Here is a 13823-nt window from a genome sequence, read left to right as displayed (position 1 = left end):
CTCAGGACAAATTCATTACATGACTTGTATCAATAGAAATAAACAATGTAGGCGGACACAAAAAACCGGGCACTAGGCCCGGTTCTTTGTAGCAGACAGAACGTCTTACTCAGCAGCTTCTACAGCACCGCCGACCGGACGATCAACCAGCTCGACGTACGCCATAGGCGCGTTGTCGCCAGCGCGGAAACCGCACTTCAGGATGCGCAGGTAGCCGCCCTGACGGGTGGCGTAACGCTTGCCCAGGTCGTTGAACAGTTTGCCAACAGCGGACTTCGAACGGGTACGGTCGAAGGCCAGACGACGGTTAGCAACGCTGTCTTCCTTGGCCAGGGTGATCAGCGGCTCGGCAACGCGGCGCAGTTCCTTGGCTTTCGGCAGGGTGGTTTTGATCAGCTCGTGCTCGATCAGCGACACTGCCATGTTCTGGAACATAGCCTTGCGGTGAGAGCTGGTACGGCTCAGGTGACGTCCACTTTTACGATGACGCATGATTCATTCCTTACCAAACACTACGTTCGGTGATTACGACGATCAGGCGGTCGCCTTGTCGTCTTTCTTAAGACTTGCAGGCGGCCAGTTGTCGAGGCGCATGCCGAGAGACAGACCACGAGAGGCCAGGACGTCCTTGATTTCAGTCAGGGACTTCTTGCCCAGGTTAGGAGTCTTCAACAGCTCTACTTCGGTACGCTGAATCAGGTCGCCGATGTAGTAGATGTTCTCCGCCTTGAGGCAGTTGGCCGAACGTACAGTCAGTTCCAGGTCGTCAACCGGACGCAGCAGGATCGGATCGATCTCGTCTTCCTGCTCGACTACGACAGGCTCGCTGTCACCTTTGAGGTCGACGAACGCGGCCAGCTGCTGTTGCAGGATGGTCGCAGCGCGGCGGATAGCCTCTTCAGGATCCAGGGTGCCGTTGGTTTCCAGATCAATGACCAGTTTGTCCAGGTTGGTACGCTGTTCAACACGGGCGTTTTCGACCACATAGGCGATACGACGCACCGGGCTGAACGAAGCGTCCAACTGCAGACGGCCAATGCTACGGCTTTCGTCTTCGTCGGCTTGACGGGAGTCGGCCGGCTCGTAACCACGACCACGAGCTACAGTGAGCTTCATGTTCAGGGCGCCATTCGACGCCAGGTTCGCGATTACGTGATCGGGGTTGACGATCTCGACATCGTGATCCAGCTGAATATCGGCAGCGGTAACCACCCCCGAACCCTTTTTCGACAAGGTCAGCGTAACTTCGTCACGACCGTGCAGTTTGATAGCCAGGCCTTTCAGGTTCAACAGGATTTCAATTACGTCTTCCTGAACACCTTCGATCGCGGAGTACTCATGGAGTACGCCATCGATCTCGGCCTCGACTACTGCACAGCCAGGCATGGAGGACAACAGGATGCGGCGCAGCGCGTTGCCCAGGGTGTGGCCAAAGCCACGCTCGAGAGGCTCGAGCGTGATCTTGGCGCGGGTCGGACTGACTACCTGCACATCAATATGGCGGGGAGTCAGGAACTCATTTACCGAAATCTGCATGGATGCACCTATTTTCTAGCCCTTACTTGGAGTAGAGCTCGACAATCAGGTTTTCGTTGATGTCGGCAGACAGGTCGCTGCGAGCAGGAACGTTCTTGAAAACGCCCGACTTTTTGGCAGCATCCACGTCAACCCACTCAACGCGGCCACGCTGGGCGCACAGTTCAAGGGCTTGAACAATGCGCAGCTGGGTCAGCGACTTCTCGCGGACCGCGACCACGTCACCCGGACGAACTTGGTAGGATGGAATGTTTACAGTCTTACCGTTGACGCTGATCGCTTTGTGCGAAACCAGCTGACGCGACTCGGAACGAGTCGAGCCGAAGCCCATACGGTAAACGACGTTATCCAGACGGCACTCGAGCAGTTGCAGCAGGTTCTCACCGGTTGCGCCTTTTTTCGAGGCAGCAGCTTGGTAGTAACCGCGGAACTGACGCTCCAGAACACCGTAGATACGACGGACTTTTTGTTTCTCACGCAGCTGGGTGCCGTAGTCGGACTGACGGCCACGGCGCTGGCCGTGGATACCTGGGGCTGCTTCGATGTTGCACTTCGATTCCAGAGCGCGAACGCCGCTCTTCAGGAACAGATCGGTGCCTTCACGACGAGACAGTTTGCATTTTGGACCAATGTAACGTGCCATTCTTCTGTCTCCTGATTACACGCGACGCTTCTTCGGCGGACGGCACCCGTTATGCGGGATTGGCGTCACGTCGGTGATGCTGGCGATCTTGTAGCCGCAGCTGTTCAGTGCACGAACGGCGGACTCACGACCTGGACCTGGACCCTTGACGTTTACGTCGAGGTTCTTCAGACCGTATTCCAGCGCAGCTTGACCAGCACGCTCAGCAGCGATCTGAGCTGCGAACGGGGTGGATTTGCGCGAACCACGGAAACCCGAACCACCGGAGGTCGCCCAGGACAAAGCGTTGCCCTGACGGTCGGTGATGGTCACGATGGTGTTGTTGAAAGACGCATGGATGTGGGCGATGCCATCAACCACTGTCTTTTTGACTTTCTTACGAGGACGAGCAGCAGGTTTTGCCATGTCTATATTCCTGGGCGGTTACTTGCGGATCGGCTTACGCGGGCCCTTACGGGTGCGTGCGTTGGTCTTGGTGCGCTGACCGCGAACCGGCAGACCTTTACGATGACGCAGGCCGCGGTAGCAACCCAGGTCCATCAAGCGCTTGATCTTCATGTTGATGTCACGACGCAGGTCACCTTCGGTGGTGAACTTCGCGACTTCGCCACGCAGGGTTTCGATTTGCTCGTCGCTCAGATCCTTGATCTTAGCGGCTGGGTTTACACCAGCGTCTGCACAGATCTTCTGTGCAGTTGTGCGACCGACACCATAGATGTAGGTCAGCGAGATAACAGTATGCTTGTTATCTGGAATGTTGACGCCTGCAATACGGGCCATTCAGTGGGACTCCAATTGACAGCTACCTACGCCCCGGAAGCCAAGAAATAGGGCGCGAGATAATATCGCTGTAGAAACGAATAATCAACCCAGCAGCACACTAGCTGCTGGGTTTGAAGCGCAGATCACACTCAGCCTTGGCGCTGTTTGTGACGCGGTTCCGCGCTGCAGATCACTCGTACGACGCCTTCGCGACGGATGATCTTGCAGTTACGGCACAGCTTTTTCACCGATGCACGAACTTTCATTACCGACTCCTCGAACCTTAGGGGCGTATCAGCGCAGCAGACCGCTGCCACCGTAGCCTTTCAGGTTGGCTTTCTTCATCAGGGATTCGTACTGGTGCGAAACGAGGTGCGATTGTACTTGGGACATGAAGTCCATCACAACCACTACCACAATCAGCAACGAGGTCCCGCCAAGGTAGAACGGCACATTTGCTGCCACCACCAGGAACTGGGGCAGAAGGCAGACGGCCATCATGTAAAGAGCACCGAACATGGTCAAACGGGTCAGAACGCCATCAATGTAGCGCGCCGACTGCTCACCAGGACGGATACCCGGAATAAAGGCACCGGACTTCTTCAGGTTTTCCGCTACGTCTTTCGGGTTGAACATCAACGCTGTGTAGAAGAAGCAGAAGAAAATGATCCCTGCACTAAACAGCAAAATGTTCAACGGCTGACCAGGAGCGATCGACTGCGAGATGTCCTGCAGCCAGCCCATACCTTCGGACTGACCGAACCAGGCACCCAGCGAAGCCGGGAACAGCAGAATGCTGCTCGCGAAAATGGCCGGGATAACCCCCGCCATGTTCACCTTCAACGGCAAGTGGCTGGTCTGCGCAGCGAAGACCTTGCGGCCCTGCTGACGCTTGGCGTAGTGAACGGCGATACGACGCTGACCACGCTCAATGAACACCACGAAACCGATAATCGCTACTGCCAGCAAACCGATAGCGACCAGGGCGAAAATGTTGATATCGCCTGTGCGTGCAGACTCGAAAGACTGCCCGATTGCTCTCGGAAGACCGGCAACGATACCTGCGAAGATCAACATCGAGATACCGTTGCCCACACCGCGCTCGGTGATCTGCTCGCCCAGCCACATCATGAACATCGCGCCGGCCACGAAAGTGGAGACAGCGACGACATGGAAGCCCAGGCCTACAGAAAACGCCACGCCCTGGTTGGCCAGGCCAATGGACATGCCAATGGCTTGAACCAGTGCCAGGATAACGGTGCCGTAGCGGGTGTACTGGCTGATCTTGCGACGGCCAGCTTCACCTTCCTTCTTCAACTGCTCCAGTTGCGGGCTGACCGCCGTCATCAGCTGCATGATGATCGATGCCGAGATGTACGGCATGATCCCCAGTGCAAAGATGCTCATGCGCTCAAGCGCGCCACCGGAAAACATGTTGAACAAGCTAAGAATGGTCCCCTCATTCTGCCGAAACAGATCCGCCAGACGGTCCGGATTGATGCCTGGAACCGGGATATGCGCACCTATCCGATAGACGATGATCGCCATAAACAGAAAGCGCAGACGAGCCCAGAGTTCCGACATCCCGCCCTTACCGAGCGAAGAGAGAGCACCTTGCTTAGCCATTTATTCCTCGAATTTGCCGCCAGCTGCTTCGATAGCCGCACGCGCACCCTTGGTGGCTGCGATACCCTTGATGGTGACTGCGCGAGTAACTTCGCCAGACAGCATGATTTTCACACGCTGAATGTGCTGGTTGATCACGTTGGCATCCTTCAGGGATTGCACGGAGATCACGTCGCCTTCCACTTTGGCCAGCTCGGACAGACGCACTTCAGCGCGGTCCATGGCTTTCAGGGAAACGAAGCCGAACTTCGGCAGACGACGGTGCAGCGGCTGTTGACCGCCTTCGAAGCCAGGAGCGATCGAACCGCCCGAACGGGAGGTCTGACCTTTGTGGCCACGGCCGCCGGTCTTACCCAGACCGCTACCGATACCACGACCTGGACGATGCTTCTCGCGACGGGAACCCGGCGCTGGACTCAGATCATTGAGTTTCATCGATTAACCCTCGACCTTCAGCATGTAGTAAGCCTTGTTGATCATCCCGCGGTTCTCGGGAGTATCCTGGACTTCTACAGTGTGACCGATGCGACGCAGACCCAGGCCTTTAACGCACAGTTTGTGGTTAGGCAGACGGCCCGAGACGCTCTTGATCAGCGTTACTTTTACGGTTGCCATGATCAGAAGATCTCCTCGACGCTCTTGCCGCGCTTGGCAGCAATGGATTCAGGAGATTGCATGGCTTTCAGACCCTTGAAGGTGGCGTAAACCACGTTCACTGGGTTGGTCGAACCGTAGCACTTGGCCAGAACGTTCTGAACGCCAGCAACTTCCAGGACAGCACGCATTGCGCCACCGGCGATGATACCGGTACCTTCCGAGGCAGGCTGCATGTAAACCTTCGAGGCGCCGTGGGCAGCCTTGGTGGCGTACTGCAGGGTGGTGCCCTTCAGGTCAACCTGGATCATGTTGCGGCGAGCAGCTTCCATGGCTTTCTGGATCGCGGCTGGTACTTCGCGCGACTTGCCACGGCCGAAGCCGACACGACCTTTACCATCACCAACCACGGTCAGCGCGGTGAAGGTGAAGATACGGCCGCCTTTTACGGTTTTGGCAACGCGGTTAACTTGAACCAGCTTCTCGATGTAGCCTTCGTCGCGCTTTTGATCGTTATTTGCCATAACTTAGAACTCCAGCCCGCCTTCACGAGCAGCATCAGCCAGCGCTTTGACGCGGCCATGGTACTTGAAGCCGGAACGGTCAAAGGCAACTTGAGATACACCGGCGGCTTTCGCACGCTCAGCTACCAGCTTGCCAACCTTAGTGGCCGCGTCGATGTTGCCAGTGGCGCCATCACGCAGGTCTTTGTCCAAGGTCGAGGCGCTTGCCAGAACCTTGCTGCCGTCGGCCGAAATGACCTGGGCGTAGATGTGCTGCGAGGAGCGGAACACGCACAGGCGCACGACTTCGAGTTCGTGCATCTTGAGACGTGCTTTGCGAGCGCGACGCAGTCGAATAACTTTTTTGTCGGTCATTTACTAGGCCCTACTTCTTCTTGGCTTCTTTACGACGGACTACTTCGTCCGCGTAACGCACACCTTTGCCTTTGTAAGGCTCTGGCGGACGGAAGTCGCGGATTTCAGCGGCCACCTGACCTACCAGCTGCTTATCGATACCCTTGATCAGGATGTCGGTCTGGCTAGGAGTTTCAGCGGTGATACCGGCTGGCAGTTCGTAGTCCACTGGGTGAGAGAAGCCCAGGGCCAGGTTCAGGACGGTGCCTTTAGCCTGTGCCTTGTAACCAACACCGACCAGCTGGAGCTTGCGCTCGAAGCCTTGGCTTACGCCTTGGACCATGTTGTTGACCAGAGCACGGGTAGTACCGGCCATGGCACGAGCTTGCTGGTCACCATTGCGAGCGACGAAACGCAGCTCACCAGACTCTTCGGTAACTTCAACAGACGAGTGAACGTTCAGTTCGAGAGTGCCTTTGGCACCCTTCACCGAAAGCTGTTGGCCGGCGAATTTGACTTCGACACCGGATGGCAGCTTAACGGGGTTCTTAGCGACGCGAGACATGTCTATCCCCCCTTAGAACACTGTGCACAGAACTTCGCCGCCGACACCGGCAGCGCGCGCAGCGCGATCAGTCATCACACCTTTGTTGGTGGAGACGATAGACACGCCCAGACCGCCACGTACTTTCGGCAGATCGGAGACGGCCTTGTACTGGCGCAGGCCTGGACGGCTGGAGCGCTTCAGTTCCTCGATGACCGGACGGCCTTCGAAGTACTTCAGTTCGATCGACAGGGAAGGCTTGGCCTCACCAGTTACCTGGTAGCCAGCGATGTAACCTTCGTCCTTCAGAACTTTGGCAACCGCGACCTTCAGGGTAGAGGAAGGCATGCTTACGACGGACTTTTCAGCCATCTGGGCATTACGGATGCGAGTTAGCATGTCCGCTAACGGGTCCTGCATACTCATGGGCTAGATGCTCCTGATACAAGAATTATTAGCCTTGCGGCTATGACAACCACCCGAGCGGATTGGGCAAAAAACCCAGGCTCAGGTGAGCCGGTCATTCTAGACACAAGGCAGAAACGAAACAAGCCCCATATAGGGGCTTGTTTGTTGGCGAGGTCACCGACGGTCGGAAGATTGCTCCCCTTCCGCCGGGATTCTGCCTGCAGCGATTACCAGGAGGCCTTGACCAGACCTGGTACGTCACCGCGCATTGCAGCTTGACGCAGCATGTTACGGCCCAGGCCGAACTTACGGTATACACCGTGAGGACGACCGGTCAGGCGGCAACGGTTGCGCAGGCGCGAGGCGCTAGCGTCACGTGGCTGCTTCTGCAGAGCGACAACGGCAGCGAAACGCTCTTCTGGAGAGGCGTTAACGTTGACAATGGTCGCTTTCAGCTCAGCACGCTTCTTAGCGAACTTGGCTACCGTCAGCTGACGCTTCAGCTCACGGTTTTTCATGCTCTTCTTGGCCATTTTCCTACTCCAATCAGTTGCGGAACGGGAACTTGAAAGCACGCAGCAGAGCGCGGCCTTCGTCGTCCGAACGAGCAGTGGTGGTCAGGGTGATGTCCAAACCGCGCAGAGCATCGATCTTGTCGTAGTCGATTTCCGGGAAGATGATCTGCTCTTTCACGCCCATGCTGTAGTTGCCACGGCCATCGAAGGACTTGGCATTCAGGCCGCGGAAGTCGCGAACCCGAGGCAGGGAGATCGCCAGCAGGCGGTCCAGGAATTCGTACATCTTGTCGCTACGCAGGGTCACCTTGACGCCGATCGGCCAGCCTTCGCGGACTTTGAAGCCAGCGATGGATTTGCGAGCGAAAGTCACGACCGGCTTTTGACCGGTGATCTTTTCCAGGTCGGCAACAGCGTGCTCGATGACTTTCTTGTCGCCGATCGCTTCGCCCAGACCCATGTTCAGGGTGATTTTGGTAACGCGCGGAACTTCCATCACGTTCGACAGCTTAAGTTCTTCCTTAAGCTTAGGAGCGATTTCGTTCCGGTAAATCTCTTTCAGTCGTGCCATGGTCTTCTACCTAGCAGTGTTCAAGCATCAACCGCTTTTTGGGTCGACTTGAAGACACGAATTTTCTTACCGTCTTCTACTTTGAAACCAACGCGGTCAGCCTTGTTGGTTTCGCCGTTGAAGATGGCAACGTTGGAAGCGTGCAGAGGCGCTTCTTTCTCGACGATACCGCCCTGAACGCCCGCCATCGGGTTAGGCTTGGTATGACGCTTGACCAGGTTCACGCCACCGATGACCAGACGGTCATCAGCCAGAACCTTCAGCACCTTACCGCGCTTACCTTTGTCTTTGCCGGCGATCACGATGATCTCGTCGTCACGACGAATCTTTTGCATGTCGGATCTCCTTACAGCACTTCAGGGGCGAGCGAGACGATCTTCATGAACTTCTCAGTACGAAGTTCACGGGTCACTGGCCCGAAGATGCGAGTGCCGATCGGCTCTTGCTTGTTGTTCAGCAGAACAGCAGCGTTGCCGTCGAAACGAATGATGGAACCGTCAGCGCGACGTACACCGTGACGGGTACGGACGACAACAGCAGTCATCACCTGGCCTTTTTTGACCTTACCGCGCGGAATTGCTTCCTTGACGGTTACTTTGATGATGTCACCGATGCCGGCGTAACGACGGTGCGAACCGCCGAGCACCTTGATGCACATGACGCGACGAGCGCCGCTGTTATCGGCCACATCGAGCATGGATTGAGTCTGAATCATAAAATTTCTCCGACCCCTAGCCCTTAGACTTCAACAGCGCGTTCGAGGACTTCAACCAGTGCCCAGGACTTGGTCTTGGCCAGCGGACGGGTTTCACGGATGGAAACCTTGTCGCCGATCTTGCACTGGTTGGCTTCGTCGTGCGCGTGCAGCTTAGTCGAACGCTTAACGTATTTACCGTAGATCGGGTGCTTTACGCGACGCTCGATCAGAACGGTGATGGTCTTGTCCATTTTGTCGCTGACGACACGGCCAGTCAGCGTACGGACGGTTTTTTCAGCTTCAGCCATGATCACTTACCTGCCTGCTGGTTGAGCACAGTTTTCACGCGAGCGATGTCACGCTTAACTTGCGAGAGCAGGTGCGACTGCCCCAACTGGCCAGTTGCTTTCTGCATACGCAGATTGAACTGGTCGCGCAGCAAGCCGAGCAGTTGCTCGTTCAGTTGCTGTGCCGATTTTTCACGAAGTTCATTCGCTTTCATCACATCACCGTCCGCTTAACAAAGGAGGTGGCGAGAGGCAGCTTTGCAGCAGCCAGGGCGAAAGCTTCGCGCGCCAGCTCTTCAGAAACACCCTCGATCTCGTACAGGACTTTGCCTGGCTGGATCTGGGCAACCCAGTATTCCACGGAGCCCTTACCTTTACCCATACGAACCTCGAGAGGCTTCTTGGAGATCGGCTTGTCCGGGAACACACGGATCCAGATCTTACCGCCACGCTTAACGTGACGGGTCAGCGCACGACGTGCGGACTCGATCTGGCGAGCGGTGAGGCGACCGCGAGCAACAGCTTTCAGGGCGAATTCGCCGAAGCTGACTTTGCTACCGCGCAGTGCCAGACCACGGTTGTGGCCAGTCATCTGCTTGCGGAATTTTGTACGCTTTGGTTGCAACATTTGGCGTACCCCTTACTTAGCAGCTTTTTTACGAGGCGCTGGTGCTTGTGGTTTCAGTTCTTCTTGGCGACCACCAATAACTTCGCCTTTGAAGATCCAAACCTTCACACCGATCACACCGTAAGTGGTGTGAGCTTCGTAGGTGTTGTAGTCGATATCGGCACGCAGGGTGTGCAGAGGCACACGACCTTCGCGATACCACTCGGTACGAGCAATCTCAGCACCGCCGAGACGACCGCTCACCTGGATCTTGATGCCCTTGGCACCAATACGCATGGCGTTCTGTACGGCGCGCTTCATGGCGCGACGGAACATTACGCGGCGTTCCAGCTGCTGAGCTACGCTCTGCGCAACCAGCATAGCGTCGAGTTCCGGCTTGCGGATCTCTTCGATGTTGATGTGCACAGGCACACCCATCTGCTTGGTCAGGTCCTGACGCAGCTTCTCGACATCTTCACCTTTCTTCCCGATAACGATACCTGGACGAGCGGTGTGGATGGTGATGCGTGCAGTTTGAGCCGGACGATGAATATCGATACGGCTTACGGACGCGCTTTTTAGTTTGTCTTGGAGGTACTCACGCGTTTTCAGATCCTTCAACAGGTAATCTGCGTAAGTAGCACCGTCTGCGTACCAGACGGAGGTGTGCTCCTTGACGATTCCCAGGCGAATGCCAGTGGGATGTACTTTCTGACCCATCTGATCGACTCCGTTACTTGTCCGCAACCTTGACAGTGATATGGCAAGACCGCTTGACGATGCGATCAGCACGGCCTTTGGCACGTGGCATGATGCGCTTCAGCGAACGCCCTTCGTTGACGAAGACGGTGGAGACCTTCAGGTCATCAACGTCTGCGCCTTCGTTGTGTTCGGCGTTGGCTACGGCCGACTCGAGGACTTTCTTCATGATTTCAGCGGCTTTTTTGCTGCTGAAGGCCAACAGGTTGAGCGCTTCGCCCACCTTCTTCCCGCGGATCTGGTCGGCGACCAAGCGGGCTTTCTGGGCGGAGATGCGAGCGCCCGACAACTTAGCGGCTACTTCCATTTCCTTACCCCTTAACGCTTGGCTTTCTTGTCAGCCACGTGCCCGCGATAGGTGCGGGTACCGGCGAACTCGCCCAGTTTGTGGCCGACCATGTCTTCGTTCACGAGAACTGGAACATGCTGGCGACCGTTGTGAACCGCGATGGTCAGACCGACCATTTGTGGCAGGATCATCGAGCGACGCGACCAGGTTTTAACTGGCTTGCGATCGTTCTTCTCCACCGCCACTTCGACCTTCTTCAGCAGGTGAAGATCGATAAAAGGACCTTTTTTCAGAGAACGTGGCACTGTCGTATCCCTCTAGTTACTTGCGACGACGGACGATCATGTTGTCGGTACGCTTATTACCACGGGTTTTAGCACCCTTGGTTGGGAAGCCCCATGGCGATACCGGATGACGACCACCGGAGGTACGACCTTCACCACCACCATGTGGGTGGTCAACCGGGTTCATGGCAACACCACGAACGGTTGGGCGAACGCCGCGCCAGCGTTTGGCACCAGCTTTACCCAGCGAACGCAGGCTGTGCTCGGAGTTCGAGACTTCGCCCAGGGTCGCACGGCACTCAGCCAGGACTTTACGCATTTCACCAGAGCGCAGACGCAGGGTCACGTAGACACCTTCGCGGGCGATCAGCTGAGCCGAGGCACCAGCGGAACGTGCGATCTGTGCACCTTTACCCGGCTTCAGTTCGATGCCGTGAATGGTGCTACCTACTGGAATGTTGCGCAGCTGCAGGGAGTTGCCGGCCTTGATTGGGGCCAGGGCACCTGCGATCAGCTGGTCGCCAGCGCTCACGCCTTTAGGGGCGATGATGTAGCGACGCTCACCGTCTGCGTAGCACAGCAGGGCGATGTGAGCAGTACGGTTCGGGTCGTATTCGATACGCTCGACAGTGGCTGGGATGCCATCTTTGTCGTTGCGACGGAAGTCGACCAGACGGTAATGCTGCTTATGACCACCACCAACGTGACGAGTGGTAATGCGGCCATTGTTGTTACGACCACCAGACTTCGATTTTTTCTCGATCAGCGGTGCGTGAGGAGCGCCTTTGTGCAGCTCCTTGTTGACCACCTTGACCACGAAACGGCGGCCAGGGGAAGTCGGTTTGCATTTAACGATTGCCATGATGCACCCCTTCCTTACTCAGCACTGCTGCTGAAATCGAGATCTTGGCCTGGCTGAAGGGAGACGATCGCCTTCTTCCAGTCATTACGCTTGCCCAGACCACGTGCGGTACGCTTGGTTTTACCCAGAACGTTAACAGTCGACACGTTTTCAACTTTTACGTTGAACAGGCCTTCGACAGCTTTCTTGATTTCCAGCTTGGTTGCATCGGTAGCAACCTTGAATACGAACTGGCCTTTTTTCTCAGCCAGAACGGTAGCCTTCTCGGAAACGTGCGGGCCAAGGAGGACTTTGAATACGCGTTCCTGGTTCATCCCAGCAGCTCCTCGAATTTCTTCACGGCCGAGACAGTGATCAACACTTTCTCGTATGCGATCAGACTGACCGGGTCGGAACCTTGTACGTCACGTACGTCGACGTGCGGCAGGTTGCGAGCAGCCAGGTACAGGTTCTGATCAACAGCGTCGGAAACGATCAGTACGTCGCTCAGACCCATGCCGTTCAGCTTGTTCAGCAGATCTTTGGTTTTCGGTGCTTCAACAGCGAAGTCCTGAACCACGACCAGACGGTCGCTACGCACCAGCTCAGCGAGGATGGAGCGCAGGGCTGCGCGGTACATCTTCTTGTTGAGCTTCTGCGAGTGATCTTGAGGGCGAGCTGCGAAGGTTACACCACCGCCACGCCAGATCGGACCACGAGTGGTACCAGCACGAGCACGGCCAGTACCCTTCTGACGCCATGGGCGCTTACCGCCACCAGCCACGTCGGAACGGGTCTTCTGCTGCTTGGTGCCCTGACGGCCGCCGGCCATGTAGGCCACGACTGCTTGGTGAACCAGCGTCTCGTTGAATTCGCCACCGAAAGTCAGTTCGGAAACTTCGATCGCCTGAGCGTCATTTACATTAAGTTGCATGTCAGTTTCCCCTTAACCGCGAGCCTTGACAGCTGGACGTACAACCACGTCGCCGCCAGTAGCGCCAGGTACGGCACCCTTGATCAGCAGCAGGTTGCGTTCAGCGTCTACGCGTACTACTTCCAGGGACTGAACAGTCACGCGCTCGGCGCCCATGTGACCGGACATTTTCTTGCCCTTGAACACACGACCAGGAGTCTGGCACTGGCCGATGGAACCAGGAACACGGTGCGACACGGAGTTACCGTGGGTGTTGTCCTGACCACGGAAGTTCCAGCGCTTGATGGTACCGGCGAAGCCTTTACCTTTGGACTGACCAGTAACGTCAACCAGCTGGCCTGCAGCGAAGAGTTCAGCTTTGATCAGATCGCCAGCCTGGAAATCGCCTTCTTCAAGACGGAACTCCCAAACACCGCGACCAGCGGCAACGTTGGCCTTGGCGAAGTGACCTGCCTGAGCGGCAGTCACACGCGAAGCACGACGCTCGCCGACAGTGACTTGCACTGCACGGTAGCCATCGGTTTCTTCAGTTTTGAACTGGGTGACACGATTCGGTTCGATCTCAATGACCGTGACCGGAATGGAGACACCTTCTTCGGTGAAAATGCGGGTCATACCGCACTTGCGACCGATTACACCAATAGTCATGTTGTAAACCTCATGAGTGTACGGGGCTTTCACCCGCTATGGCCGCCCATTTCAGAGCGTTACACGACTAGACCGAAGTCTTAGCCGAGGCTGATCTGTACTTCCACACCTGCCGCCAGATCAAGCTTCATCAGCGCATCAACGGTTTTATCCGTTGGCTGGACGATGTCCAGAACACGCTTATGAGTGCGAATCTCGTACTGGTCACGCGCGTCTTTGTTGACGTGCGGGGAGACCAGAACGGTGAAACGCTCTTTGCGGGTAGGCAGTGGAATTGGACCACGCACTTGTGCACCAGTACGTTTCGCGGTTTCCACGATTTCCTGGGTGGATTGGTCGATCAGGCGATGGTCGAAAGCCTTCAACCTGATTCGGATTTGCTGATTTTGCATTGGATTTCAGACTCCAGGCTGTTCCCAAC

28 protein-coding genes are annotated in these 13823 nt (G+C 56.3%); all 28 read right to left on the bottom strand.

The genetic code is table 11. From position 1 onward, the window contains the following. Nucleotides 1–105 precede the first annotated feature (105 nt). Nucleotides 106–492: a 50S ribosomal protein L17 gene (gene rplQ / locus ABE456_RS08450; protein ID WP_003255451.1), complete on the bottom strand. Its 387-nt coding sequence runs from the start codon at nt 490–492 to the stop codon at nt 106–108. 42 nt (nt 493–534) lie between these two features. Then, nucleotides 535–1536: a DNA-directed RNA polymerase subunit alpha gene (gene rpoA / locus ABE456_RS08445; RefSeq protein ID WP_099814598.1), complete on the bottom strand. Its 1002-nt coding sequence runs from the start codon at nt 1534–1536 to the stop codon at nt 535–537. A gap of 22 nt (nt 1537–1558) precedes the next feature. Then, nucleotides 1559–2179, bottom strand: coding sequence for a 30S ribosomal protein S4 (rpsD, locus tag ABE456_RS08440; protein WP_346643482.1), 621 nt, complete (start codon nt 2177–2179; stop codon nt 1559–1561). A gap of 15 nt (nt 2180–2194) precedes the next feature. Further along, nucleotides 2195–2584 carry a 30S ribosomal protein S11 gene (gene rpsK, locus ABE456_RS08435; protein ID WP_003255454.1) on the bottom strand — a complete coding sequence of 130 codons (390 nt, stop codon included), beginning with the start codon at nt 2582–2584 and terminating at the stop codon, nt 2195–2197. Nucleotides 2585–2602: 18 nt separating this feature from the next. Beyond that, nucleotides 2603–2959 carry a 30S ribosomal protein S13 gene (gene rpsM, locus ABE456_RS08430; RefSeq protein WP_003255457.1) on the bottom strand — a complete coding sequence of 119 codons (357 nt, stop codon included), beginning with the start codon at nt 2957–2959 and terminating at the stop codon, nt 2603–2605. A gap of 131 nt (nt 2960–3090) precedes the next feature. Next, on the bottom strand, nt 3091–3207 hold the full coding sequence (gene rpmJ / locus ABE456_RS08425) for a 50S ribosomal protein L36 (protein ID WP_002555468.1): 117 nt from the start codon (nt 3205–3207) through the stop codon (nt 3091–3093). Nucleotides 3208–3235: 28 nt separating this feature from the next. Continuing rightward, entirely contained in the window at nt 3236–4567 is a 1332-nt protein-coding gene (secY, locus tag ABE456_RS08420) for a preprotein translocase subunit SecY (protein WP_003257108.1), read from the bottom strand. Continuing rightward, entirely contained in the window at nt 4568–5002 is a 435-nt protein-coding gene (gene rplO / locus ABE456_RS08415; RefSeq protein ID WP_003255461.1) for a 50S ribosomal protein L15, read from the bottom strand. Nucleotides 5003–5005: 3 nt separating this feature from the next. Beyond that, complete coding sequence (gene rpmD / locus ABE456_RS08410) at nt 5006–5182, bottom strand: 50S ribosomal protein L30 (RefSeq protein WP_003255463.1); 177 nt, start codon at nt 5180–5182, stop codon at nt 5006–5008. Nucleotides 5183–5184: 2 nt separating this feature from the next. Next, nucleotides 5185–5685, bottom strand: a complete 501-nt coding sequence (gene rpsE, locus ABE456_RS08405) for a 30S ribosomal protein S5 (RefSeq protein ID WP_003255465.1) — start codon at nt 5683–5685, stop codon at nt 5185–5187. Nucleotides 5686–5688: 3 nt separating this feature from the next. Beyond that, nucleotides 5689–6039, bottom strand: coding sequence for a 50S ribosomal protein L18 (gene rplR / locus ABE456_RS08400; RefSeq protein ID WP_003255467.1), 351 nt, complete (start codon nt 6037–6039; stop codon nt 5689–5691). A 10-nt stretch (nt 6040–6049) separates the two neighbouring features. Beyond that, nucleotides 6050–6583 (bottom strand): 50S ribosomal protein L6, encoded by a 534-nt coding sequence (gene rplF, locus ABE456_RS08395; RefSeq protein WP_003255469.1) that lies wholly within the window; start codon nt 6581–6583, stop codon nt 6050–6052. 12 nt (nt 6584–6595) lie between these two features. After that, nucleotides 6596–6988, bottom strand: coding sequence for a 30S ribosomal protein S8 (rpsH, locus tag ABE456_RS08390; RefSeq protein ID WP_346643481.1), 393 nt, complete (start codon nt 6986–6988; stop codon nt 6596–6598). Nucleotides 6989–7197: 209 nt separating this feature from the next. Next, nucleotides 7198–7503, bottom strand: a complete 306-nt coding sequence (rpsN, locus tag ABE456_RS08385) for a 30S ribosomal protein S14 (protein ID WP_009681970.1) — start codon at nt 7501–7503, stop codon at nt 7198–7200. Between the two features lie 13 nt (nt 7504–7516). Then, nucleotides 7517–8056 (bottom strand): 50S ribosomal protein L5, encoded by a 540-nt coding sequence (gene rplE / locus ABE456_RS08380; RefSeq protein WP_003255474.1) that lies wholly within the window; start codon nt 8054–8056, stop codon nt 7517–7519. A 20-nt stretch (nt 8057–8076) separates the two neighbouring features. Then, nucleotides 8077–8391 carry a 50S ribosomal protein L24 gene (gene rplX, locus ABE456_RS08375; protein WP_003255476.1) on the bottom strand — a complete coding sequence of 105 codons (315 nt, stop codon included), beginning with the start codon at nt 8389–8391 and terminating at the stop codon, nt 8077–8079. A gap of 11 nt (nt 8392–8402) precedes the next feature. Continuing rightward, a complete protein-coding gene (rplN, locus tag ABE456_RS08370) occupies nt 8403–8771 on the bottom strand; it encodes a 50S ribosomal protein L14 (protein ID WP_002555479.1) in 369 nt (122 codons plus the stop codon). Between the two features lie 23 nt (nt 8772–8794). Continuing rightward, nucleotides 8795–9061 (bottom strand): 30S ribosomal protein S17, encoded by a 267-nt coding sequence (gene rpsQ / locus ABE456_RS08365; protein ID WP_003255478.1) that lies wholly within the window; start codon nt 9059–9061, stop codon nt 8795–8797. Between the two features lie 2 nt (nt 9062–9063). After that, nucleotides 9064–9255 (bottom strand): 50S ribosomal protein L29, encoded by a 192-nt coding sequence (gene rpmC / locus ABE456_RS08360; protein ID WP_002555481.1) that lies wholly within the window; start codon nt 9253–9255, stop codon nt 9064–9066. Then, the gene (gene rplP / locus ABE456_RS08355) at nt 9255–9668 is read right to left on the bottom strand and encodes a 50S ribosomal protein L16 (RefSeq protein WP_003255479.1); all 414 of its coding nucleotides are present in this window, start codon (nt 9666–9668) and stop codon (nt 9255–9257) included. Before rplP ends, rpmC begins: the two co-directional genes overlap by 1 nt. Nucleotides 9669–9680: 12 nt before the next feature. Then, the gene (gene rpsC, locus ABE456_RS08350; protein ID WP_003255481.1) at nt 9681–10367 is read right to left on the bottom strand and encodes a 30S ribosomal protein S3; all 687 of its coding nucleotides are present in this window, start codon (nt 10365–10367) and stop codon (nt 9681–9683) included. A 13-nt stretch (nt 10368–10380) separates the two neighbouring features. Continuing rightward, nucleotides 10381–10713, bottom strand: coding sequence for a 50S ribosomal protein L22 (rplV, locus tag ABE456_RS08345; protein ID WP_003103908.1), 333 nt, complete (start codon nt 10711–10713; stop codon nt 10381–10383). Between the two features lie 11 nt (nt 10714–10724). Continuing rightward, on the bottom strand, nt 10725–11000 hold the full coding sequence (rpsS, locus tag ABE456_RS08340) for a 30S ribosomal protein S19 (RefSeq protein WP_003255482.1): 276 nt from the start codon (nt 10998–11000) through the stop codon (nt 10725–10727). A 16-nt stretch (nt 11001–11016) separates the two neighbouring features. After that, entirely contained in the window at nt 11017–11841 is an 825-nt protein-coding gene (gene rplB / locus ABE456_RS08335) for a 50S ribosomal protein L2 (protein ID WP_003255483.1), read from the bottom strand. 14 nt (nt 11842–11855) lie between these two features. Further along, nucleotides 11856–12155, bottom strand: a complete 300-nt coding sequence (rplW, locus tag ABE456_RS08330) for a 50S ribosomal protein L23 (RefSeq protein ID WP_003255484.1) — start codon at nt 12153–12155, stop codon at nt 11856–11858. After that, nucleotides 12152–12754: a 50S ribosomal protein L4 gene (gene rplD / locus ABE456_RS08325; RefSeq protein ID WP_003255485.1), complete on the bottom strand. Its 603-nt coding sequence runs from the start codon at nt 12752–12754 to the stop codon at nt 12152–12154. The genes rplW and rplD overlap by 4 nt, the downstream gene beginning before the upstream one ends. Nucleotides 12755–12766: 12 nt before the next feature. Next, entirely contained in the window at nt 12767–13402 is a 636-nt protein-coding gene (gene rplC / locus ABE456_RS08320) for a 50S ribosomal protein L3 (protein ID WP_056806901.1), read from the bottom strand. A gap of 80 nt (nt 13403–13482) precedes the next feature. Further along, nucleotides 13483–13794 (bottom strand): 30S ribosomal protein S10, encoded by a 312-nt coding sequence (rpsJ, locus tag ABE456_RS08315; RefSeq protein WP_003186070.1) that lies wholly within the window; start codon nt 13792–13794, stop codon nt 13483–13485. Nucleotides 13795–13823 lie beyond the last annotated feature (29 nt).

Origin of the sequence: Pseudomonas sp. TWI929 (assembly GCF_039673335.1) — a bacterium.
Classification (GTDB): domain Bacteria; phylum Pseudomonadota; class Gammaproteobacteria; order Pseudomonadales; family Pseudomonadaceae; genus Aquipseudomonas.
The sequence above is the reverse complement of the archived record's forward strand: the minus strand, read 5'-3'. Positions and strand labels throughout refer to the sequence as shown.